Annotated in this window: 17 protein-coding genes; 5 read left to right on the top strand and 12 right to left on the bottom strand. The window is 42.4% G+C overall.

Features of this window, described 5'->3' with window-relative positions:
* Positions 1-91: 91 nt before the first annotated feature.
* Positions 92-2383 carry a beta-1,3-glucanase family protein gene (locus tag JMN32_RS26840; RefSeq protein ID WP_202859510.1) on the bottom strand — a complete coding sequence of 764 codons (2292 nt, stop codon included), beginning with the start codon at positions 2381-2383 and terminating at the stop codon, positions 92-94.
* Positions 2384-2607: 224 nt separating this feature from the next.
* Positions 2608-6993 (bottom strand): glycosyl hydrolase, encoded by a 4386-nt coding sequence (locus tag JMN32_RS26835; protein ID WP_202859509.1) that lies wholly within the window; start codon positions 6991-6993, stop codon positions 2608-2610.
* Positions 6994-7350: 357 nt separating this feature from the next.
* Between JMN32_RS26835 and JMN32_RS26830 the strand changes: the two genes are divergently transcribed.
* Together JMN32_RS26830 and truA are read left to right on the top strand one after the other, a co-directional pair.
* Positions 7351-8898 carry an SDR family NAD(P)-dependent oxidoreductase gene (locus tag JMN32_RS26830; protein WP_202859508.1) on the top strand — a complete coding sequence of 516 codons (1548 nt, stop codon included), beginning with the start codon at positions 7351-7353 and terminating at the stop codon, positions 8896-8898.
* 817 nt (positions 8899-9715) lie between these two features.
* On the top strand, positions 9716-10498 hold the full coding sequence (gene truA / locus JMN32_RS26825) for a tRNA pseudouridine(38-40) synthase TruA (protein ID WP_202859507.1): 783 nt from the start codon (positions 9716-9718) through the stop codon (positions 10496-10498).
* 5 nt (positions 10499-10503) lie between these two features.
* On the opposite strand, the gene JMN32_RS26820 is transcribed toward truA, so the two are convergent.
* The 9 genes from JMN32_RS26820 to JMN32_RS26780 form a co-directional block, all read right to left on the bottom strand.
* A complete protein-coding gene (locus JMN32_RS26820; RefSeq protein ID WP_202859506.1) occupies positions 10504-10890 on the bottom strand; it encodes a hypothetical protein in 387 nt (128 codons plus the stop codon).
* 166 nt (positions 10891-11056) lie between these two features.
* On the bottom strand, positions 11057-12952 hold the full coding sequence (gene serA, locus JMN32_RS26815; protein ID WP_202859505.1) for a phosphoglycerate dehydrogenase: 1896 nt from the start codon (positions 12950-12952) through the stop codon (positions 11057-11059).
* Between the two features lie 130 nt (positions 12953-13082).
* Positions 13083-13502, bottom strand: coding sequence for an arsenate reductase ArsC (locus JMN32_RS26810; RefSeq protein ID WP_202859504.1), 420 nt, complete (start codon positions 13500-13502; stop codon positions 13083-13085).
* 37 nt (positions 13503-13539) lie between these two features.
* Positions 13540-13986 (bottom strand): arsenic resistance N-acetyltransferase ArsN2, encoded by a 447-nt coding sequence (arsN2, locus tag JMN32_RS26805; protein WP_202859503.1) that lies wholly within the window; start codon positions 13984-13986, stop codon positions 13540-13542.
* A 121-nt stretch (positions 13987-14107) separates the two neighbouring features.
* Complete coding sequence (locus JMN32_RS26800) at positions 14108-14578, bottom strand: ArsI/CadI family heavy metal resistance metalloenzyme (protein ID WP_202859502.1); 471 nt, start codon at positions 14576-14578, stop codon at positions 14108-14110.
* Positions 14579-14645: 67 nt separating this feature from the next.
* On the bottom strand, positions 14646-14975 hold the full coding sequence (locus tag JMN32_RS26795; protein ID WP_202859501.1) for an ArsR/SmtB family transcription factor: 330 nt from the start codon (positions 14973-14975) through the stop codon (positions 14646-14648).
* A gap of 145 nt (positions 14976-15120) precedes the next feature.
* The gene (gene pgi / locus JMN32_RS26790) at positions 15121-16776 is read right to left on the bottom strand and encodes a glucose-6-phosphate isomerase (protein ID WP_202859500.1); all 1656 of its coding nucleotides are present in this window, start codon (positions 16774-16776) and stop codon (positions 15121-15123) included.
* Positions 16777-17113: 337 nt separating this feature from the next.
* Complete coding sequence (locus JMN32_RS26785; protein ID WP_202859499.1) at positions 17114-18010, bottom strand: sterol desaturase family protein; 897 nt, start codon at positions 18008-18010, stop codon at positions 17114-17116.
* A gap of 49 nt (positions 18011-18059) precedes the next feature.
* Positions 18060-18632, bottom strand: coding sequence for a sigma-70 family RNA polymerase sigma factor (locus JMN32_RS26780; protein WP_202859498.1), 573 nt, complete (start codon positions 18630-18632; stop codon positions 18060-18062).
* A gap of 298 nt (positions 18633-18930) precedes the next feature.
* On the opposite strand from JMN32_RS26780, the gene JMN32_RS26775 reads away from it, so the two are divergent.
* The 3 genes from JMN32_RS26775 (at position 18931) to JMN32_RS26765 (ending at position 24983) form a co-directional block, all read left to right on the top strand.
* A complete protein-coding gene (locus JMN32_RS26775) occupies positions 18931-20088 on the top strand; it encodes a hypothetical protein (RefSeq protein ID WP_202859497.1) in 1158 nt (385 codons plus the stop codon).
* A gap of 818 nt (positions 20089-20906) precedes the next feature.
* Positions 20907-24485, top strand: a complete 3579-nt coding sequence (locus JMN32_RS26770) for a hypothetical protein (protein ID WP_202859496.1) — start codon at positions 20907-20909, stop codon at positions 24483-24485.
* A gap of 87 nt (positions 24486-24572) precedes the next feature.
* On the top strand, positions 24573-24983 hold the full coding sequence (locus JMN32_RS26765; RefSeq protein WP_202859495.1) for a hypothetical protein: 411 nt from the start codon (positions 24573-24575) through the stop codon (positions 24981-24983).
* Between the two features lie 128 nt (positions 24984-25111).
* Here JMN32_RS26765 and JMN32_RS27440 read toward each other — a convergent pair.
* Positions 25112-25311, bottom strand: a 200-nt coding sequence (locus JMN32_RS27440; RefSeq protein ID WP_238354647.1) for a hypothetical protein, incomplete at its 5' end; no start/stop codon positions are given.

Here is a 25311-nt window from a genome sequence, read left to right as displayed (position 1 = left end):
ACTAATCGTATAAGGTCAGGTGACCACATACCAGAAATGGAGAGGCCTGATCTGGTCACCAGTATTCCATACTATAGCCGGGATGGTTTAGTTATTTCTTTATAAAAGGAATGGTTGTTACACCTTTTTGACTTTGTATTCTGATAAAATGGAGACCTTTACGCAAGTGGGTTACATCCAGCGAAATCTGTTGACCCTCTATGGCATTGAGTGTCAAATGACTCTTACCTGTATTGTCATAAATGATGATCTCAGTTACATGCTCAGGTAACTTGCCGATATTCAGATAGTCATCGGCCGGGTTCGGGTATAGTATGGGCGTATTCACCAACTGCTCACCACTTTTATCTATTTCTGATGTTGTGGAGGAGGTTCTTGCTGCGTTTGCCTGACCACAGTTACCCACTATAAAACTCTTCTTATTGTTTAAAGTGTTGTTTTCACCACCTTCAGGCAAACTATAGGTATAGTAAAAGTAAATGGTTTGCCCGGCGCTGGCGTTGATCTGGTAAGGTGTATTTGCCGCAACCATATAACCAGGGTAAGGATTGTTGGCAGATGTACTGTAGTATAAAATACAGGTTGAGGAGCCGACACCAGATCTTTTAGGGACAAAAGTCAACCTGGGGTTATTGGCATCTTCTGAAATCTCCACTGAGAAATCAGCATTTACGGAAATGTTGCACCCATTTTGAGGAGGATTAGCGGACGATTTAAATGCTATCCAGTTAATATTCCACCCGGAATTATTCGAGACCAGCCTGATGGTTTGATTTCCGGCAGATAAATTTACTGTTGTGCTGACAGTAGTCCAGTTTTGCCATCCACCTGTTGCATTGAAAGTTGTTGTTCCTTTGGATGAACCGTTGGTGAAAAACTCAATGACTCCTCCGGCATTCAAACTGGCTACTCTGTATTCAACAGTATAATTTCCAGCCTCAGGGGCATTAATGGTATATTCCATCCAGTCGCCGGCGTCAATCCATCCTACATTTTGACCGCCGCCTTGATCGGTTGTTACTTCAAGCTGTATCCCACTCATATTGGTGAAGTTTTCAGCCTGAATAGTGGCAGGAATGGGTGTGCCGTTGTTATTGTCACCACTGTAGGGGCCTATGTTGATAATGACTTGGGATGGATTAGGGGTATGAACAGAAGAAGAGTAATCAAAAACATCATCGTAAGCGAATCCATATGAAAGTCGATCTACGCTAATGCCTTGCTGGTGCCAGAACTTGGCATAATGGTTACACGGGGAAGCCTGGTAGTATTTGGAATCGTCAGACCAATCTTGCAAACCGGGGTTAGGAGTGTTAATATCTATGACATGACGGTTAAGAGCCGCACATAGCTGAGCTTGTACTAACAAGTCGGTTGTTGCATCTTGTACAACATTATCCAGTACACCCTTTCCTTCAAAAACTTCCTGGGTAGTGGGCCTTCTGGTGATGATAGCTTTTCTTCCCAGAAATGCGGGTGATTGGCTTACCATAACGAGTTGTTCTCCCTGAACACGGCCTTTCCAGACCCCGGCGTCACCGGCATCAAATATCAGGTCTTCGCCAGCATATTTGTTCCATACTGCATCTACATAAGGCTTCATATAATTTACATAAGGTCCGGGTACAGGCATGGAGCCCACTGAACCATCAGCAAATTCAGGAGTTTTGGAAGGTGCGGTTATTTCACCGGTTTCAGGGTCAAGGCATTTCTGGAATTCAGCAGGTACACTGGTTTGAAAAGCTGCCACTATTTCCTCATGGGTAGCTATTTCTCCTACTTTTTTGTAGTAGCCATCCGAACCAAAGAGCTCCATACCGATAGGGTACTGGTATGAATCAACCCGCGTGGTGTTGGCAAACATTCCGTATTGGTTATTGGTCAGTTCAATAACCTCATAGCGTATTCCCTGATTGGGGTCTGTTGGGTCGGTGGCATTAGGGGAGGTGTACCCCCGCTGAGCGCCGGAAGACCCAAAGAAGTAAAAATACAGTTGCTCTTCATAGGCGATAAAAATGCGGCAGCCCTGAATGGGAGGTACCATAACGGTATTATTGGAGATATCACTGAGTCGTTTGAAACAGTCCGCATACAGGCCGTTTTGCCCTGGCCCTTGATTGCCTCCGTAAACAGGCCCCTGTACCGTATTGTAAGCAGGCGACATGGGCAATTGTGCTCCGGTAGAGGGATCAACCCATATGTGATTGCTGGGGACAGCCAGATCTTCGCCCACAATTGCCACAAAGAGTTGATTGTCGGGTAAGCCGGAGTGGTTTTCAATTTTAAAAGGAACTGTAACCTGTGCTATGGACAGCATAGGTATTAACATGACCAAAAGAAGCACCGTTCTTTTGACCCTGGTTAAAGGAATTAAAGATTTCATGGGGAGTTGGTTTAAGTTGAACATTTAGGCCAAGGGGTTTGACACCTCTTAGCCATGGTTATTTTAAATTGGTTAATGCATTCTGTTTGCTTTTGTGTGATTTTCGGTTCAATAAAATGGGTGCTAAAGTCGTCATTCCTAAGAGGCCCTCAATTCGTTATACATCCTGTAGCGGGAACCTCAATTTTGACGGAATGACGACATATTTAAGGTACTATCTTGGTTTACTCTTTTATGAAGGGCTTTGTGATTACATCATTTTTTGTCTGCACCCTAATGAAGTACAGCCCTTTGATGAGATGCCTGATATCCAGGGACAAGCTTTGTTCATCATCAATCCTGGTTATTGACTGAGTGCGTCCCGTTGCATCATAAATCAGAATCTCGGTTGTACCATGAGGCAATCCTGATACAGAAATTTTGCTATTGGCCGGATTAGGGTATAGCTGTAACTGTTCAGTTCTGTTTTCCTCTGTAGTATTCAGTCTTGCACTGCTGCTACCACATGCACCAACAACAAAACTCTTTTTGTTATTCAGTGTGTTGTTTTCTCCACCTTCAGGCAGGCTGTAAGTGTAATAAAAGTAAATGGTCTGTCCGGAGGTGGCATTGATCTGATAAGGTGTATTGGCAGATGCCAGATATCCCGGGTAAGTGCCATCAGGAGATGTGCTGTAGTATAAAATACAGGTTGGTGATCCCACACCGGCGCGTTCGGGGATAAAGGTCAAAGTTGGGTTATTGGAGTCCCCTGAAGCCTTGACGGAGAAGTCAGCGTTAACGGAAAAATTACATACTCCGCCCGGAGGGTTATTTCCTGACGACTTGAATTCCAACCAGTTAATATTCCACCCAGCGTTATTAGAAACCAGTCTGATAGTCTGATCTCCAGCAGGTAGGTTAACTGTTGCGCTCACTGTAGTCCAGTTCTGCCAATCTCCTGTAGCATCAAAGCTGGTGGTGACCTTGGAAGATCCATTGCTGAAAAATTCAATGATGCCACCTGCATTCAGACTGGCTACCCTATAGTCTACGGTATAATCACCAGCTTCAGGCACAAAGATCTCATACTCCATCCAGTCGCCGGTATCAATCCAGCCAACATTTTGACCGCCATCAACATCAGAGGTGCTTTCCAGCTGAATACCACTCATGTTGGTGTAACTCTCTGCCTGGATAACTGCGGGAATAGGTATGCCATTAGAAGTCTGTTCATCAGTAGTGCCACTAACTGCAGCTTTTGCGGAAGTGGCATTCTCGCTGTCGCGGGCATTGACTTCTATTTGATAAGTGGTGTTTGGTGCTAGTCCCGTGAAAGTGTATGCTGTTGTAGCTACCTGATCAACCAGTGCATTATTCAGGTATACATCATATCCATTGAGATTGTTGTCAGGGTCAGTTGATGCATTCCAGGAAATGGTAAGGCTGTTGGAGGAAGTATTGGTAACCTGCAGACCTGAAGGAGTGGCAGGGGGAGAGTTGTTCCCGTCAATATCTCCGGTCCTTGTAAACGTAAGTTTTCCCAGGTTATAGACTCCTGAGTTAAAGGTCACCCTAATAATGTGTGTTCCTGATGGAATGTTAATATCAGTGGCCTTAACAGGTTGATAGGTATCCCAGTCACCCGTAAGTGGCGTTGAGTTAATGGTGGCTACAGTATTGCAATCCAGGTCAATACTTATTGAACCACTCATACCACCTTCAGCTGCTTTTGATGCAATATTCAGATCTATGTCGAACTTTCCGGATGTTGCATTAATGCTATATTCTACCCATTCTCCAGCTGCAATCCACCCGATGGATGTGCCCTGAGATGGCGAGGTGGCAGCATCAACTTCATCTTCGGGACGAAAATTTGCTTCATAAACATTTGGGTTGGTGTCAAAGTAAGAAATACCATTGCCACCGGCATCATACAGGCCTGATTCGAACGTGCCAGGCACGGCATGTGGAGAAGTATACGGAACCTGAGTTCCCAAACCTACAATGACCTGATAAACATTACTTACTTCAAAGCCAGATCCGCTGTGCGCCCTGGCCGTGTATGTATATACCCCATCAGAGCCGAATGATTGTGAAAGCTGATAAGGGGCCGAGTTATCCGTGGCTATGGAAACACCATTTCTGAAAAACTCAACATAGGAAACACCCGAACCTGATACGTTAGCTTCCAGGGTAAAGTTACTGTTTATACCCGGAGTGCAGGGTTCTTTGACAATACCTGGGGCTGAGATGGCGATTGATGCTCCAGTATCTTTACTTGTAGCCATTTCTCCTGCCGGGACATAAAGTGTGGCTCCATCAGAAAAGTGAACCGTAATGGCAGAGTTACCATAATTTTGGGCTACATAGGTTTTTTGTCCGTCTTTTTCGAAAACACTGGCGATGGGGTAATCCGCAGTAATCTCATTTGCTACATGGCCAAGCGCATTCATGGAGTGAAGCCAGTGGTAGGTCTGTGCATCTGATATGCCTACTTTTACATCTCTGGCGGTATAGCTATTATAAAGGCTGATGGCCTGAGCAGGGTCAAGAAACGCCAGAAAACTCCAGTATGTATCATACCATAAATTAGCGTTAGGAGTGTTGCTGAGTACTTCCGTTTTAGATGTCATGCCGTTCCAGACTTCTTGGACGTAGTCCAGATCATATCCCATATATAATGCTCCGCCGTGGATAGGGTAGAGCTGAATGCCATAGGAAGCTGCAATGTCTGAGGTCCACCAGGTGCCATTGTCATATCCGGCACTCCATATTCTGGCCATCATCTCGTGTGCATATTCAGGACGGAAAGTTCTGTTGTTAATATCAAACCAGTACTCTTGTATGGCTGTGACCTCAGTGGTGTACAGGTAAATACCCAGGTCACGGATTTCAGGATTATTGGTGATAGTACCCCAGTGGATCAGAGAAGCATTAAACTGCATGGATTCCGAGGTTGACTCCTGATCATTTCCGAAAGGCTCAGAGGCAAAGCCATTAGCCCAGGCGTGACCTGCGTAGGGGCTGAAATTTCTCAGAAAAGGAAACATGTTGTCGGTCCTGCTAGGATTACCTGCATCTCTGATCAGCATGTTGATCATAGGACCCCAGTTGTTTGCCCAGCCTGGTCTGAATTGCTCCAACGCCGACGCTGCATGGATAAAGTACCCCCAATGAAAATGGTGGTCGTTGAGGTTGCTGTCCTGGCTATGGCCCGCAGGGTAGCCTAGAAGGGCATCCCACGTATCGTTGTAATAAAACATAAATGCCAATTCACCATTTTCAACAGACAGCCAGTCCTCCAGACGCTCCTGAACGGTGTCTAATAGTTTGTCCCGGGCCTCGGTGTTGCCAATCTGGTCTGCAATACGCGCAGCCTGGATCAGCCGGTTCATGTTCTGTCCTTCGTTATATGAATCTGTCCAGCCGGGTAGTCCATCTCCTTTAATCGCATTGACCTTATCGTTCAGGCTGCTTACGTCAAACCCATTGCTGTATTTGGCCAGATTGGGTAAGGTAGGAAGTACGCCGCTGAACTTATTGGCTACTGTAAAAGAGTTTGCTCCCAGCATTTTCAGGTCCCCTCTTACGGTGTGGTAAGAGGCCAGGTTGGGCTGGGCTGATCCTGCTCCAAGGTGTGCCCATTGATGGGGCAGGAGTCCCAGCAAAACCTGGTTGTAGCCACCTTCTTTTACATCAGGGGTAACAGCAAAAGTAGTTGTTACCATGGATGTGCTTTCGTTGTAATTCCAGTTTACGGTTGTGTTGGAAGGAAATACATAAGCGTATTTCTCAAAATTGGCTATGAAGCTATTGATATCCATACCCGGAGGCACAAGAGCCATAGACCAGTAGTTTTTTCCTGCCAGTGATGAGGTGAAGACACCTCCATTCCCTGACCAGGTTGATCCGGAGGGTCCAAAAACAACATAATTGGAGTTATTCATATTGTTTTGGATCAGCAGTTTGTTGCCGGAAATAGTGACACCCGGGGCATTGAAATTTACCTGTACGCGTGCTGTGTTGCCTGAAGCTTTGTTAAAGTAAACAAAAGGCATTCCCATGCCCATAGTAGCTGAGAAGTTGTTTCCACCTGAGGTCCAATTAGCCGTCGCAGTCCAGTCCGAGTGATTGGAGATGGTTGATCTGGTTGCATTCAGACCAGTGACGCCAACTTTTATGGCATCCACAGCGCTCATTGGCTCTCTGTATTCATTGGGAGATGAAGCTAAAGGTATGGTGTAGTTGACAACGAGTCCTTCATTCTCAGACCGAAAGGATAGTGGATAGTTAAACGCCTGGCCTCCGTGATCATTCTTTACCAGGTTGGACCACCAATCGTTTGTAGGCACCGGTTTGTTCGCTGCAATACCAGAAAGCTGTGGAGAACCAGAAGGAAATGTGTTTCTTCCGGCTTCGTCAGTTCCGGGGAAGTTAGTGGTATAACTTCCGCTACCTACTGGTACAACCTGGGCCATCGTGGTGAAGTTTAAAAATGCACTGATAAGTAAGGGTAGACCAGTAATTATAAGGTTTTTGGCTGCAATCGTTTTCTGTAAAGTTTTAATAATAGTATGAGCAGGTGGCAGGGTAAAGGTTTGCCACCCAACACTTGAAGTTGGTTTCATGGGGTTTTAGGGTTTCGGTTGAACAATAAATTCAAGTTCAATTTCGCTTCATTCCTAAACCCATAAAAGTTATGACCTACTACAAATACTCAAAATAAGCGGGTATCTGACCTCAACAAAAATACATCAGGAGAAGTGAAATAAGCCTTCTGTTGCTTTTAAGTGGCGTTTTTGTTTTTCACCTTATTTGTTTGTTCTAGCCTTTTTTGATGAGGTGGTATTTTAGCCGGAAATATATTTTCACATTCGGGCACCTATATTTTCTTTTAGGGCTTATGGCAGAATGGGGATTTAATATTAAAATCAGACAATACTTTAAATTATATTCGCGGATTAATTTTGATAGCTAATTTTTGAATGAGCGATGAAACTGCAGAGGGAAAGTTAACCCTTCAGGAGGTAGAGAATTGTCTTTACGTACTGGAAAAACTTGTGGCTGATAGTGGGCAGTTGATTGCCCTGCCTGAAGAGAAACGGGTGGCTTTGCTTAAAGCTGCCGGTATGTTGTCAAGACCAGATCGTGATGAGGTCAGGAAACGACATAAACTTTCAAAACAACATCAAAGACAGTTGGTGGTACAGCGTGATCGGGAATCACGTGCAGCTACAGGTATCAGGTCTGCCAGAACAGCATCTGTTTTTATGGCTCCCAGGCAGATCACAGCAGTAGTTGAGGAGCAATTGGAAGAGCGTGTACTAAGTTCTCCGCGAAATTGCTACGTATGTAAAAAAGAATATACTCACCTGCACCACTTTTATGATACCATGTGTAAGGAGTGCGGGGATTTCAATTATCTAAAACGGTTTCAAACCGCAGATCTTACCGGACAGGTGGCTTTGATTACCGGTTCAAGGCTGAAGATTGGTTATCATGCTACACTTATGATGCTGAGGGCTGGAGCTACGGTAGTGGCCACAACGAGGTTTCCGGTTGATTCGGCACTACGGTTTTCCAATGAAGAAGATTTTAGCGTCTGGGGGCACCGCTTACACATCCATGGCCTTGACCTCAGGCATATCCCCAGTGTTGAGATATTTGCTAGTTATATAGAGCAGCATTATGATCGTCTTGATATCTTAATCAACAATGCCGCGCAGACTGTAAGAAGACCTGCTGGGTTCTTTCAGCATATGATGGCGAACGAGAGTCTGCCTTATGGTGACCTGTCCGATGCAGCTAAAATGTTACTTCATAAACACCATGACTGCCTCGATCAATTGAAAGGTATAGGTGTGGTGCAGGGGGGCAAAAGTAGTGCTTTGCCTGTCTCTTGGCACACTAACGAGCCTGGAGTAGGGTTGAGGGCTTCTGCCCAATTGTCGCAGATTCCTTATAGTTTTGATCAATCATTGAATGTAAAAGAGGTGTTTCCTGAAGGCCAACTGGATGCTGACCTGCAGCAGGTCGATTTAAGAAAAACCAACAGTTGGAGATTGAAGTTAGGGGAGATCCAGACACCTGAAATGCTGGAGGTGCAACTGGTCAATGCGGTGGCACCTTTTGTGCTATGCAACAGACTTAGCGCGATGATGAGGCGAGACAATACAGGACAAAAGCATATCGTTAACGTTTCGGCCATGGAAGGTAAATTTCACAGGTTCAAAAAGGAGGACAGGCACCCGCATACGAATATGGCCAAAGCAGCACTCAATATGCTTACTCATACTTCTTCGAGTGATCTGGCGAAAGATGGTATTTATATGAATGCTGTTGATACTGGCTGGGTTACGGACGAAGATCCTGCTGAGCTTGCCCGACATAAAGAGAATGTGCATGACTTTCAGCCTCCGTTGGATATTGTGGATGGTGCAGCCAGGGTTTGCGATCCATTTTTTGACGGCATCAATACGGGGACTCACTGGAGTGGTAAGTTTTTGAAGGATTATTTTCCGATTGACTGGTAGGTGGCTTTGACGTGATTTGGGTTAAATTCGTCATTGCGACGACGATAGGAGGAAGCAATCTCCTTAATTATGACCGAAAAAATTGATACGGGGTAGTGATAGTTTTGCCAAGATTGAGGAGATCACTTCGTCGTTCCTCCTCGTGATGACGATGAAAAAATATCGAATAATTTATCGTCATTGTGCAGAGTGAGGTACAGCTTGCCCCAAACGCTTTCATGGAAATTTCCTTATCGTGAATGACAAACAGAATTAGGAGGGCTAGACGGGTTCCATCTCCGAAATTGGGCGGTCATTTCGTCGTGCTCCTACCACGTATATTAAGTTAAATTCGTCATTGCGACGACGATAGGAGGAAGCAATCTTCTTAATTATGACCGAAAAAATTGATATGGGGTAGTGATAGTTTGTGCCAAGATTGAGGAGATCACTTCGTCGTGCCTCCTCGTGATGACGATGAAAAAATATCGAATAATTTATCGTCATTGCGTGGAGTAAGGCACAGCCTGCCCCGAATGCTTTCGGGGAAATCCCCTTATCGTGAATGACAAACAGAATTAGAAGGCTAGACGCGTTCCATCTCCGAAATTGGGCGGTCATTTCGTCGTGCTCCTACCACTTATATTAAGTTAAATTCGTCATTGCGACGACGATAGGAGGAAGCAATCTACTTAAATGTGACCGGAAAAATTGATACGGGGTAGTGATAGTTTGTGCCAAGATTGGGGGGATCACTTCGTCGTACCTCCTCGTGATGACGGTTTTGCGTGTTTTTATTTATCCATCAACTACTTCAAAATTCCCTATCTTCGCGGGTATGCGGAAGTATTTTTATCTTGTTGAGCTTCAGTTTTTGGGATTCAGGTATCATGGCTGGCAGAAGCAGCCTAATGTAAAAACGGTTCAGGGGATGGTGGAAAAGACCCTGACTTTTATTTTGGAGCATTCAGAATTTAGAACTCTGGGCTCATCGCGAACCGACGCCATGGTGTCTGCCAATAACTTTGCCTTTGAGCTTTTCATGAGAGAGCCGGTAGATACGCAGTTTTTGTTGGAGCAATTGAATATCAATCTGCCTAACGATATCAGGGCATTGAGCGTGGAGGAGGTTACGGAAAACTTTAACGTAATACAAGACCCTAAAGTCAAAGAGTATTTATATTTGTTTTCCTATGGTGAAAAAAACCACCCTTTCTGCGCTCCTTTTATGGTTTACATGAAAGAACAGCTTGATATTGAGTTGATGAAGGAGGGAGCAAAACTTTTTGAAGGTACCCATAATTTTTCCAGTTATTGCTACAAACCTTCTGAGGATACTATACTTCATAGAGAGATACTCTATTGTGAAATACGAGAGAATGATGTTTTTACTGCCAATTTTTTTCCTAAACACAGTTATGCGCTGCATGTACATGGTCAGGGGTTTATGAGGCACCAGGTGAGACTCATGATGGGAACTCTTTTTGCTCTTGGCAATGGTGATATTACGTTGGAGGAGATCAAAAAATCTCTGGAAGACAGGCATACGGAAGCACTAAGTTTTATGGCTCCGGCATCAGGGCTTATGCTTAATAATTTACATTATAAGCACGATCATTAAGGTGTTTAGTTACTTTTTACCGGAGATTTGAAAAATACCTTTGCAAACAATAAGGCATAGATCGTATATGGGACTGCTGCAAGCCATAATGCGGTGTTGTTAGATGTTGCCAGAGCAGCTTTAATGATTCCAATGGCACCCACGCCAAAATGTACAAGATTGCCCATGGTTACAGGTCTGTAATAAATTCCCCCAAGCATATTGCCTTGGGCCATCCAGTTAAGCATACCAAACCCCATAAATTGAGCGGCCAGAATTTGCACCAGTAAAACGGATATGCGTGTTTCAGCCAGATCAATTATAGCCAGCATTTCTTGAGGAAAAAAGGACGTAGCTAAGCCAATGGAGCCGAGAAATATGGCACTTGATGCCAAGAGAAGTTTGGTGTTCATGATCTGCACTTTTATAAACTAATTCGAAGGTAGGGTCTTCAAATAGATAATCAGGAAGAATTTTAATAAGCGGGTAATACTAGGGGCGGGCGCTTGAACCTGAAAAGATATATAAGACTTCGGAAATTTCACAAAACTTCCGAAGTCTGTAGATAAGTTTTATAGATTAATACAAAACACGGAACTTGATGGTGTGCTCAATATTTCTAAGAGCCTTGATCACCTCTTTATCATATTCCTTATCAATATCTGTGATCACATAACCTATTACCTCATTAGTTTTTAGGTATTGTCCTACTATGTTGATGTCATGGTCTGCCAGCACTTTATTGATGCGTGCCAGGATGCCTGGCATATTCTCATGGATGTGTATTAGCCTGTGTGCATTTTCCAAAGTGGGTAATTGCAGGTTTGGAAAGTTTACACTGTTTGATGTACTTCCCGTATTGATATAGTCCATGATCTTATTGGGAACAAAGTTGGCAATATTTTCCTGTGCCTCTATGGTACTACCTCCGATATGTGGGGATAGTATAGTATTGGGCAGAGTTCTCAGTTCTGAGATAAACTCTTCATTATTGCTCTTAGGCTCCTGAGGGAATACATCTATTGCGGCACCAGCAATTTTGCCACTTTCTATATTTGCTTTTAAAGCTGCTATATCTACAACATGTCCACGGCTGAGGTTAAGGAATATTGCTTTATCCCTCATTATATTAAACTGCTCCTCACCAAACATGTTTTTATTTTCAGGGCGACCATCCACATGCAGGGTTACAATATCGGATACACTGAGGAGTTCTTGCAGCGAGTGGCATTTTCTTGCATTACCGAGGGCAAGCTTTTCCTCAACATCGTAGTAATATACAATTAGACCGAGTGATTCGGCAAGTACAGATAGCTGAGCACCGATATTTCCATAACCTATAATACCCAGGCTTTTACCCCTGATTTCGAAACTTCCTTTTGCTGATTTATCCCATTTACCCTGATGCATGAAGGTGGATCGATCAAAAAGCTTACGCATAAGCGCAATGATCTCAGCAATTGCCAACTCCACTACAGAGCGGGTATTACTGAATGGCGCATTGAATACAGCAACTCCTTTTTTCAGGCATGCTTCAAGGTCAATTTGGTTAGTACCTATACAAAATGCACCAACTGCTATCAACCTGTTGGCGGATTCCAGTACACGAGCGGTTACCTGTGTTTTGGAGCGGATACCCAATACAGAAACATTTTTGATTTTTTCACAAAGCTCATCTTCGTCGAGTCCTGCAGGATATACCTCAACATTATAGCCCTCATGTTTCATCTGTTCAATGGCTCTTGGGTGTACATTTTCTAACAGTAGCACATTGATCCTGTTTTTAGGGTAAGAGATAGCTGTGTTCATTTTGTTTATGTATAAGAATTCATCAAGACTAGGAGTAACGTGGTCAGCTTTTTCAAGAATATTCTCCCGTTCTACATTTTCAGTAAAGGCATAAAATTTATTGGCAAGGCCGGCGACTTTAATCTCATAATCGGTATAGCCATCACCAATTACATACACATCACCTTGCAGGTTTAGTTTGCGTAGCTGCTCTACCTTTCCGTTATTCAACGAAAGGGCATTGTCCCGGTCATAGCCCACTATTTTTCCGCTTTCGTCAAATTCAAAAGAATTCGCGAATACATTTTCAGGTTTAACATGATATTCGGAAACGATGGGAACGATAAAGTCTTTGAAACCATTGGATATGATAAAGATCCGGTCTGCATGTTCATTAAAGAACTCTTTATTCCTTTTAAAACTTTTAGAGACCTGTTTTTTTAATCTCTCCACGAGAGATTCAAGGTCTTTTTTGTGAGCATCAAGTAGGGCAAGTCGCTGGTCCAGCGATTCACGCAGATTAAGTTCTCCATTCATGCCTACATCAGTGATGTCTTTGATCTTCTTGATGCGGTCTTTTCTTTCAGGGTGTCCTTCAAGGGATATTTCTGCAAGTACGTCCAGCGCTTCTACCTGCGTGAAGGTACTATCGAAATCAATAATAAAATTTTTCTTGCCGTTTCGCATAGCATTTTGAGGTTACAAGACTAAATAAAGAGATTAATTTCCCTTATGAAAGCGTTTGTCAATAAAAAATAAACAGTTTTAGCTCGCAACCGATTGCAATGCCTGGCTATGAGAATATTGGTTTAGCTTTTCATAAAAGGTGTTCTTGAGCAAAAGTAGACGAGTAATCCCTGATCATTCGCCTTACTTTCCTGAATTCTTCCAATATTTGATCCTCGGTACCAGTGGCTTTGGCAGGGTCAGGGAAGTTGTAGTGGAACTTTTCTGCAGTGGAAGGGAAGTAAGGGCAGCGCTCTTTGGCATGATCACAGACTGTGATGATATAATCGAATGGTATATCAGCGTACTCATCTATATGGTTAGATGTATGGGTACTGATATCTATGCCATCCTCTTCCATTATTTTGATAGCCAGGGGGTTGACTCCATGAGTTTCTACACCAGCACTGTAGACATCTACACGGTCATTTCCAAAATGGCGCAGATATCCTTCTGCAATCTGGCTGCGGCATGAGTTGCCGGTACATAATACAAGAACTTTCTTTTTCATATTCAATGAGGTGAGTATTGAGTTTTATATATTTTTATCAATCTGTTTCTTTTTTCAGTTGCAAAGTCATGCATACTGCGGATGCAGGGCAAATATGTTGAAATTCTTTACTTTGTCTGACTGCGTTAGGTACTTTTTCACGGTCAGTAACCTTAAAGCCTAGTTTATTGAAGAAACCTTCAGCAGTTTCTGTTAATACAACAAGTTTACTTAGGTTAAGTTTTTGAGATTCCTTGATCATTTCTTTGATTATACAGGTTCCTAACCCTGTTTTGTGCCTATCAGTGCAAACGGCAACTGACCGTAGCAAGGCATGTTCTTCATATAACTCCAAGGCGGCCATGGCCAGCAGTTCTTTTTCACTCAGAGCGCCGATTACATGAAATGATGAAATGTCAAAGTCTTCTGATGGAAGACCATTCTCCGTTAGCAGGCTGAGTGCCTGGGGCTGGTAGGAGGGAGCAAGTTTGATGAAATCTATCATGGTGTTTTAGTCTAGAGGCCTATTATAATAGTATTTTTCCCAGGGTTCGTGGTTGCCTGATTGGTGGTGATAAGCCCATCTCAAAATTACTTCAGTTTCTTTTGAGACAGGCTTAGTTTATTTATGCACAGCAGGTACTTTCATCTTTTGTAGTCGCGCTTTCAGGGGCGCAGCAAGCTCCCTCTTCAGTGTACTTTTCGTCGTTTTCGTCCACGTCTTCCATAAACTGATAAACTTCCCACTTGTAGCCATCAGGGTCAGTTACCCAGAATTTATCTTGTTTGGCATAGCAGCATTTCACTTCTTTTTCCACATCAATAGGGAGGTCATGATGCATAGCATTGCCCAACCTTCTTTTAAGCTCTTCAGGATCATTAACCTCTATGCCAAAGTGAATAAAATCAGGTTTGACAGGTTTGGTTGATTGAATGAATGAGATGTTCAATGAAGGAGCTTCCAGTAAAAATTTAGCGTAATCTGCTTTAACTTTTACAGGTTCCTTTTCAAAAAACTTTGAATAGAATGCTATTGTGTTTTCTATGTTTGAAACATAATAACTCGCATGTACTCTTGGGAATGTTGTCGTTTTCATAATCTTGGTGTAAAGTTAGAAATTTAAACTTTGTATCGTAATATTACGATTGGATTGAGCAAATTTTTTAGCAGCAACTATTAGTGCTGACATAAGATTCGAAAAGGTCGCCGAGCATAGCTTTGGCTTTTTGCCATGTTACATCATTAATACAGTAACAAACGCTTGGCCCATCAATGGTACCTTTAATGAGTCCTGCTGTCTTAAGTTCTTTCAAATGCTGAGAGACGGTGGATTGTGAGAGCGGTAGTTCGTCAACTATATCTCCACAAACACATGACTTTGTCTTCACCAGAAATTGAATGATTGCAATCCTTGCAGGATGGCCCAGCGCCTTAGCCAGTTTGGCCATTTCATTTTGCTCTGCTGTAAATTTTTCGATCTTTGATAAGCCCATATTCTCTTAATCGTAATTTTACGATAAATGTTTCAGGTACACCTGATTTTTTTCTGAATTTTTTGATCAGGCTATCATCACGGCCAATAAAAGCACTTTTTAATGTTTAAAGAAAGTGATGAATGCCTGACCTTATAATACTATTTTACTCGTTTTTAAATGCTTTGTAGCTATTGATCAACCCATTGGTAGATCCGTCATGAGAGCTCACCGAGGTTTTGTCTGATAACTCGGGGAGGATCTTTTTTGCAAGCTGTTTGCCTAGTTCTACACCCCACTGATCAAAACTATAGATGTTCCAGATCACCCCTTGAACGAAGATCTTATGCTCATACATGGCGATCAGGCTACCGAGTGTTCTGGGGTCTAGTTTTTTAAACAGGATGGAGTTCGTTGGTCTGTTTCCTTCAAAGACCTTGAATGGTTTCAGTTCATTGATCTCGCTCTCAGAAAGGTTTTGACCTTTCAGCTCTGCCAGTACTTCCTCTTCAGTTTTTCCATTCATTAACGCTTCGGTCTGGGCGAAGAAGTTTGCCATCAATTTGTCATGATGATCCCCGATGGGGTTATGACTAATGGCAGGTGCCAGAAAATCGCATGGGATAAGCTTCGTTCCCTGGTGAATCAGTTGGTAGAAGGCATGCTGGCCATTAGTACCCGGCTCCCCCCAGATGATGGGACCTGTCTGGTATTGTACCTTGCTTCCGTTGCGATCTATATATTTACCATTACTTTCCATGTCCCCCTGCTGGAAGTAGGCTGCAAAACGATGCATATATTGGTCGTAAGGTAAAAGGGCATGGGATTCCGCATCAAAGAAGTTGTTATACCAAATACCCAGCAGCGCGAGTATCACGGGTATATTTTGTTCAAAAGGTTTGCTTTTGAAATGTTCATCCATAGCATGGGCGCCGGCAAGCAGTTCTTCAAAGTTTTCGTAGCCTATGGCACAGGCTATGGATAGACCAATAGCTGACCACAAAGAGTAGCGGCCACCGACCCAGTCCCAGAACCCAAACATATTTTGTGTGTCAATCCCAAACTCAGCTACAGCTTTACCATTAGTAGAGATCGCAACAAAGTGCTTCTTGATATGCTCGTCATCTTTGGCTTGTTCTATAAACCAGCTTCGTGCACTATGTGCATTGGTCATAGTTTCCTGAGTCGTGAATGTTTTTGAAGCAATCATGAAAAGCGTTGTCTCATGATCTACCTTCTTCAATGTTTCGGCTATGTGTGTACCATCTACGTTTGAAACAAAGTGCACTTCTATCCCCGGCTTTTGATAAGCCTTGAGTGCTTCAGTAACCATTACCGGTCCAAGGTCAGAGCCTCCAATGCCTATGTTAACAATAGATGTTATTCGCTTGCCAGTGTAACCTTTCCATTCACCGTTTATCACAGCACTGGAAAATTCCTTCATTTTTTGTAGTACCTCATTAATAGCAGGCATTACATCTTCTCCGTCAACCTTTACCGGTTCGTTAGACCTGTTTCTAAGTGCGGTGTGCAACACGGCTCTTTGCTCGGTTTTGTTAATTGACTCACCGGAGAACATGGCATCGATGGCTGCTTTAAGGTCGACTTCCTTGGCAAGAGCTAATAAAGTGTTTTTGGTTTCTTCAGTGATCCTGTTTTTGGAAAAATCGACTAATATATTTTCAAACCTCAGGCTGAACTTTTTAAAACGGTCAGGGTCTTGAGCAAACAGCTCTTTCAGGTGAGTTGCTTTTATGCTATTGTAATGGCCCTTAAGCTTTTTCCAGGCTGACGTTGTTGTTGGGTCTATAGATGGAAACATGTACTTATTAGTTTTATCTTTCAAATTTGTGCTGGCGAATTTAGCAAAGCCTATGGCTTAATAAAAGCTTGTATATGCAATCTGAGTTAAGTTTTTATCAACAACAGGTTTGCAGATTTTATGTTTTCGAAAGACTTGAAGTTTTTACAACGTTTGAAATAAGTTGAAATGCAATTCTTTCAGTTAGATTCGGTATAGGTTAAGTAAGCAGAAATAGTCACAAATATTTTTTCTTTCAGGTTGCCTTACTGAAATGTATATACTCGATGCAGCTAGCGGCCTTGATCGAGAACGTAACGATCAGATTTTTAATAGATTATATTGGTGTATTAAGCGATTAGCAACAATCTTTGGAAATTACGGGAAACCTTAACTGATCAAGGTAGTTGAATAGGTCAGGGTACTGTAGTTTATCATTTTCGATTATGCCAACTTCGATAATCATTTCGTTTTTATTGTAAAATGTTCCGAATACCTGGTCCCAAAAGGGTAGAATGCTGCCATAATTCTTCGCCTGGGTCATGTTAGTGCTGTGGTGGAAATGGTGGATCTTTGGAGTTACAATAAGGTAATCGAGAATCCCGGTATGTGCCTGAATGTTGGCATGTGAAAGGTAAGCTACCACCATGTGAAGCATAGCGACGGCGAACAGTATATCTTCACCAAATCCTAGCATGAGTAGTGGCGCTATTTTAAAAAAGGTATTCAGGAAAATATTGAAGGGGTGTATCCAGTTGGTTTTGAACCAGTTCATAGAAGTGGGTAAGTGATGTATGGCGTGTATTTTCCATAAAAACACACTAAACGCAGACCTATGATTTCCGATATGGCTTATTCTGTGATATAGGTAAGGTAAGAGCTCCCCAATAAGGTTTGCTATGATAAAGCTTGCTATAAAGGGTAAGTCTTGCCAAAGAACCATTTCCGAAGCATGGTATTCGTGCAGTTTTAGAATGGCTCCTATGGCGACTGCTTTAGCCAGAGCATCAAATATGGCCGTGGAAAAGAAAAGGTGTTTGAGGTCCGTCAAAAGAGACTGTTTTTTGCTTTTCCAATGAGCTTTTAAAGGTATACTATGCTCTAGCAAAAGTATGTAGGCAAAAGTAAGCAGGAAGAGTGCGTAGGTCATTAGTTCTTTGTTCCAGCCTTCTGTTATACATAGATAGGTAAGCCCGCCCGTTAAGATTAGTAGCAATGGAACGGCCACATACGATAATAAATTTGATGCTTTCATATTCACTTTTTTCTCCTATAGTCGTAGGAAAGGAGTGAAAAGACGCAGCTTAAAGTGTTAGATTTATTTTTTTTATTTCCTTTAGTAGCTCTGGAGGTAGCTCGCATGAGTTTTTAAGGTAGTAGTCAACGGGTTCTCCACGACTGTTCCATTCAATATTAACACACTTTGTTACCAGTTCCCTGAGTTTTTGTCGGCCTCTCTGTATCCTGGATTTTGTAGCTGTCAACGATAAGCCCATTTGTTTTGCAATTTGCTGTTGAGGCAACTCCTCAATGTCGCTGAGGTATAAAGCGTGGCTATACTTTTGAGGAAGATAGTTTTGAATAATAAAACCAGATAGGTCACATATGCAACTTTCAGAGGCATTCCTGTTTGGAAGACTTGCCATTTGCGTTTTGGAGATGTTTTGGCTGCGGTAATGGTCGCTTATTGTGTTTCTGGCAACCTGATAGAGCCAGGAGGTATGATTTCGGATTTCCACTTTTCTGACCAAGGCGTTGTGAAGTTTAATACTAACTTCCTGAAGTATATCATGGGCCAGTGCTGCATCATTTGTTTTAGATAAAATGAAGTTGAAGAGGTTTGTTTCACATCGTTTCCAGATAGTTGTAAAATCCATATCCTATTGTTTTATCGAATAAGATATACGCACCCTCGGTCGTCAGGGTTATTTATTGACGGATTAACGCTGCTTCCGGCTGTTTGCTAAAAACATCGATTAAAATAGCCTTGGTGTTTGTTATTGTTCGAAATGTGAGGGTTGAATTTTTTCTTGCTGATTTAATATTTAATATTGAATAACACCTCGGAGAAAACTGTATGATAACCAATTATCAGTATTCTCAATAATCACTAGAAATGGTGAGGTAACTCATTCATGGAGTCCTCATTTTTGATGTTTAAACTTTTATGATAAGATGATAACTACAGAAGAATTACAAGAGGAGTTTAACAACCTAGCCAATAGCCATGAGGCTATGAAAACTGCCGCTTTACAAAATGATGGCTTGGTAGAAATGGCAGCTAAACATCCGCTTTATGAGATAGAACCATTTTTTTCAGAACTTAATAATGAATTTAATAATGGTCAACACTCTTTTCTTTTAGAGTCTGATGACTTTGATCCTGAGAAAGATGACCTGTATACCCTTTGGATCAATATGGATCAGCGGCGGGCGTTTTACAGAGTACTTCACCTGGGGGGAGGTGTATCTTATGAGACCGTGTTTGAGTATCATGAGGGCTACTATAAAAGTGCCACGGTTTTTATTAATAAAGATGAGAAAAAGCCTATTAAGCTCGCTTACCTATACTTTAAGGAGGAGATGCCTGACCTGTATATGGAGTGTTCATCCTATGGGGCGTTTACTAAAAAATATCATAGCCAGGAATACAGGCTGGATGGTTATAAATTGACCGCTCATGGGAATGATTACGAATATGATGTGCAGTTTGAGTACAATTATGACGGGGCTTTAGAGCGCATAACCGGAAAAGGGAAGGATAATGACAGTTCAAGAATTATTTTTCAGCGGCCTGACGAGCGGCAAAATATGACAGATACGCTGGCCACGATAGAGGAGCAGTTGGTCGAGGAGATTACGGACCAGATCCAAAAGAAGATAAAGATCGACGGAAAAGTATACTGCATCCTACTGGAATACACCATGCAGGGGCCATTTCCTCCGACAGTAGCAATTGGTTTAGAGTCAGAAATTGACGGTACCTGGGATGAATCAAATATTGGTGAGTATTACAACGCACCAGATATGCACTATTTCTCCGAAGCAGATACACTTCCCATAGATCTGTATTCTGAGGAACTGGAAAAGTCATATATTTTCTTTGACCAGAATTATGACATTATGGACCTCAATGTAGAGGAGTTTGATCAATGGGAAACGCAGGTAAAGGAGATTTATCTCAGGGTCTGTAAGAGAATTATACATATGGACTTTTCAATGTCCTTCAAAAAGACGGATAACTTTTTGGTGATAGCCAGAGATTTTGAGGCTTGCAATGAGGAGTATTATTATCAGGAAATGATGGAGTATAAGAGGGAGAAGGGTTTGTGATATCGCGTTTTTCGGAAACGTTATGGTTGATATTGTACAGCGTTTACTATTCGTACACTTTACTTGCAGTACAACAATACTTTAATCTAACAAGTTTTTTATGTTTTTAAGAGAATTCAATGCCACATAGGTATATATTTCCGTTGTCTTGCACCTCTGGTAGTAGGTTAAGCACAGCGATCCTACAACCTAAAAAGGAATAGGACATCCGCCCGGGTTGATTCTTTAATGCTAATCTTTGAAACATGGGAAGAAAGTATGCCATTCGAGATCAGCACGCCATGTATTTCGCCACATTTATAGTGGTCAATTGAATTGATTTGTTCATTAGGGATGAGTGCCGGGAATTGAGCGGACGCTCAAGATCATGCAGGGTCAGTAGCTGATGCAAGGATCAGGGGGAGGATAATGAATGAATCTTGCATCGGAGTGAGTAAAGGAAATGTTGGCTGAAAATCAGGCTATTAATGAGGTCAGGTTTTATGACGTGTAAGATATAGGCAACAGGTGTTATTTTTTATGTTATGATTAGGAGTACACTTTTGACTTATTAGTCGAGAGTCCTTTTTTAGTATGTAAGCTTATCGGTAATAAAGCGCTTTTATTAATAAATAATAGCTATAGTTTTGTATATCATTTAAAGAATGGTATTGGTGCAAATACATTGCGTTTGTCTTTAAGAAGAATGAAAGAACAATGATTTTGATGCTACTCGATGCCTCATTTTAAATCCCCATAATTTTATTAGTTGACTAACAGGTTTGAAGGAGCCGTTAGATAGCCGTGTCTATTAAAGCATATCAATTTGGGGTGAATAAATGAAGCATATTACCAAGAACCAATACAGATTTAATTACTCCCTGATCCATGCCTTGTTGATGGCGATTTACCTGTTCATGGGAGTAGCTCAAAGTGCTTTCTCTCAGATATATCCGGTAAATGCTACCACCCAAATCGCACCTCCATACTCCGTATGCATCAGCGACTATGTAGCTCCGGGGTCGGAACAGCTCAAGCTGAACCTTTTCCTGCGTGACCTTACCGAACCGGTATATGATGTGAGGATCAGGCTGGTGATTGAAGGGCAGGGGGTGAGGATAGAAACTTCACCAACCTATAACCCTCCGCCCATAACCATCGAAGGAGGACTTTCCACCTGGCTGGATGCTACTGACCTGGCACCGTTGTTTGCGAGCAGGAACCTTATTTTTAGCGGCTACAGCAAATCGGAGTTTGAAAGATATGGCAGGTTGCCCGAAGGGTTTTACCAGTTCTGTTTTACCGTTTATGACTACCGCCACTCCGAAATACAGCTTTCACAACAAAGCTGCCAGAACCTCTGGCTGGTACGCCCTGACCCACCCATGCTCAACCAACCCGCATGTGCCGCTGAGCTTGAGCTGAATGAGATGCAGCAATCGGTGATATTTCAATGGACACCGATGGCTATTTCACCCAATTCCAGCTTTACAACAGATTATATTTTCAGGTTGTACGAAATCCGTTCTGAAGGCCGAAACCCTGCGGACATTGTGCTCAGCACCAACCCGATCTATGAATTACAAACGGCGGAAACAAGCCTGCTCTACGGTGTAGCAGAACCACCCTTGGTACCGGGCATGGAATATGTCTGGCAGGTTCAGGCGGTAGACCTTGGTGGGAGAGATCGTTTCAAAAACAATGGCTACAGTAAGATCTGCACTTTCAGGGTAGCCGAAAATGAAGAACCGCTGCCTGAACCGGACGAGTTTAAGGCCTGGGGGCTTAATGAGAGCATGGGGATGGCTTCATGGGTTCCTTCGCTGGAACCGGACGGTTACACGGTAGAATACAGGCTGGCGGACAATCCTCAGGCGGAATGGTTTGTGGAAGAACTACAGCTCCCGCCGGATGCACAACTGGCCGACAGCATGTATGTGGTACTACAAGACCTGATGGCTCAAACGGCCTACGAGGTTCGTGTTGGTAGCAAACGGGGAGCCTTTGTCAGCTCATGGACGGAAACCAAAAGGTTTACCACCTATCCACCACGCGTATTTGTCTGTGGTGATCCTCAGGAGGTTCAGCAGCCTTTAAATACCACTCCTCTTATTTCTGCCATTCGAGGCGAGGTGTTTACCGTGGGGGACTTCAATATGAGGCTCACCAAAGTAACGGGAGGTGACGGAGTGTTTTCAGGCTATGGCTCTGTTGAAACCCCATTCCTCGGTTTCAATCTCGCGGTGAAGTTTGACAATATTAGGGTCAATGAACTGTACCAGGTAGTGGACGGTGAAGTGATTGCTCTTTCGGATGGTATTGATGGTTTGATAGAGACCTGGGAAGGTGATGGTGATGCAGGTTCCGATGATGGAGACAATAATACCGATGATGACTTTGATGGAGTGGATATTGACTTCAACGGAGAGATCAGTGATGTAACAGTGGGCGATGATGGTGTAATTGTGGTTACAGATGAAAATGGAACGCAGACCACTTACGAACAAGAGACCGATGAAGAGACGGGTGAGAAAAAGTCGGTTAAGATCACTGACTCCAGCGGGGATATTTTCCTGATCGACAAAGATGGGAAAGTTACTAAAGGAAGCCGTTCCAATGCAGATAACCAATCACTGGGTGTTCAGGAAAAGCTTATCGTTGAAGTTCTTGAAGAATTATCAGTCGAGATCAATAATTGGCTAGCCACCAATGGGAAAGGACCATTGAGCGAAGAGGAAATTAGAATGCTTCTTCTTTCGGACTATTTCTCAGACAAAGCATTTGTGCTGAAAGGCTTGGTTGATGAAGCAATACCGGCATTGATGGAATCACCGGGTAAGCTAAAGGAAAGTATAAATGCAGACCCGTCAGACGCCGACAAGTTTCAAGAGATTATCGGTCAAGTAACTGATAAAGAAGCGGCATTTAAAGGCCAACTTAGTGAAGGTGAATGGGAAACCGGTAAAAAGATTGTTTATGACCATCTTGAAGAATCCTTCTGGAGAGACTTCTTTTGGGAGTACCCTCATTGGAAGAAGGCGGCAATTATAATGGAAGAATACCTTGGCCGTCAAGGATATGAAAATACCCAGTCGTACCACTACCAGACATTTAGCGAAGTCAAAGCTGACCTTGTATTTAGCCAGGATTTCAGTACTGAAATGGAGTGGACATTTTCTGATGAGCTAAGCGAAAAGGCCACATTCGAATTACTTGCTTTTACCTATAAGGTGCCCTATTGGGAGGCAAATCAGGTTACAGTTGAATCTTTTAAAGAGTATACCATCAACTGGCTTAGGCTTAAGGATGACCGAATCGCCCGTGGTGAGGGATGGGAAGTTGGCTTTGCCGAGATTGTTGCAGATATCGTTACCGCAGCAACAGGAGCACCGGCCATATATGGTTGGGTAACGGGTAAACACTACAGAACAAATGAAGAGCTGGCTGATTGGGAGCAGGCATTGGCGATATTGGATGTGATACCTGCCGAAGCACTAGTTAAGGTAGGTGTTACGGCTATGGTAGTAAAAATAGGTGGTAAGGTAATTGATTTTGCGGCAGTAAGTAAGGCTACAACGAATGTATTGATGGCCGCAAAGGCTGCTGGGCTTAAATTTGCCGTTAAGGCTTCTAATGAAATTATTGTCCTCGCCAAAAATGGGAAGGATTACCTGTTTAAAATAGTTAATGATGTAATTCTGGATATTTATTGGCGATATGATGTAGAAAGGGTAATCGCTAAGTTGGCGGGTGTTAAATATATTATCGATGACAGCAAGAATATTTATAAGGGTTCGTTAGAAATTGTCGAAGAAGGGGGGAAAACAGGGGTAAGGAGGGCTGTTACTGGGGTGAAATGGTTCGATGAATTGCCAGAAGCTCTTAAGGCTGACATCGGGGAACAAGGGAGCGATCTTTGGCATTTATTTGAGAAGGCGAGTGATGCAAGAAGAGCAGAATTAGTTGAAGCTTGGGATGTGGTAATCAAACCGTCTAAAGGTGTAAGAGAAATTACAGGAAATCTTAATACAATTCGCGAAAAATATTTACTTGCAAAAAATGGGGATGTTTCTGCAAGGGCTGAGATTGCATACGCTAAATATAAAAGTAGTTTAGGTGAACTGGTTCATTTCAATACACCGCCTAATTCCGCAATATCAATGGCAGACTTTACCATAGGCGGAGTCACGGTTGATACTAAATTGCTCAGCGGAATTGGAGGGAATGCAGCGAAAAACGTTTCTAAAGGGGTAAAGCAAGTAGGTGATAATGGTATAGTTCAAGTTATAAGAAAGACAGAATCAACCCATACTTTGGATGAGTTCAAGGATTTTTTTGATACTTTTAATCCAAGTAATCCTTCCGTTAAGATTGAAGTTATAGACCAAGAATTACTAAGCCAATTTTGGAATTTTTAAGAAATGATAACCAAGTCAAGTATAATTTTAGATATTTCTAGTAGCGCAAAGTTGACAAACCTATTAGATAAACTGTGTAAATGTTTAATGATCGATTATGATATATGTGATTATGATTATTTTTCACTAGAAGATTATGAGCATGCAATCAATATTTCAGGAATAGAGACTGATGAAAACCTTAGCTATTTGAATTCATTAAAGGAGGCCGTTTTTTTAATAGAAATTGATTTAGGTATCGAATTAGAAAATAATGCTCGTGATTACCTCCCTTCTTTTACAAATTTTATAGCCCAATCGATATCTAAAGAGTTTAGTTGCAAATCAATAAGTCATTTTAAACCCTTACATCTGGGTGAAGAGGTACCTATTAGTTTATTTGTTAATGGGGTAGAAGAGCTTGATTTTACCATCACAGAACCAAATGGAGAAAAGCATTGGAGAAAAGTTGCGTGGGTAAAGAATAAGTTTTACAAGAGTAACCTTTCTGGTGCATAGCATTGATAGGTTTAATAGAGCTTTGAGTAGGTTTTTTATTTCTCTTGATAACTATTCCTAGGGCGTCTGCTCTTACAAATGGAAATATCAGCCCACTCCCAACTGGTCTTAGGTTTAGCGTAGCGATCCTAAGACCTAAAATGATATAGGGCGTCCGCTCGGGTTGATTCTTTAATGCTAATCTTTGAAACATGGGAAGAAAGTATGCCAATTCGGGAGCAGCACGCCATGTATTTCGTGACATTTACAGTAGCCAATTGGATTGATTTGTTCATTAGGGATGAGTGCCGGGAATTGAGCGGACGCTCAAGATCATGCAGGGTCAGTA

The sequence above is a fragment of the Fulvivirga marina genome, from assembly GCF_016775155.1.
GTDB classification, from domain to species: Bacteria; Bacteroidota; Bacteroidia; order Cytophagales; family Cyclobacteriaceae; genus Fulvivirga; species Fulvivirga marina.
This window is presented reverse-complemented; position numbering and strand designations above follow the sequence as displayed.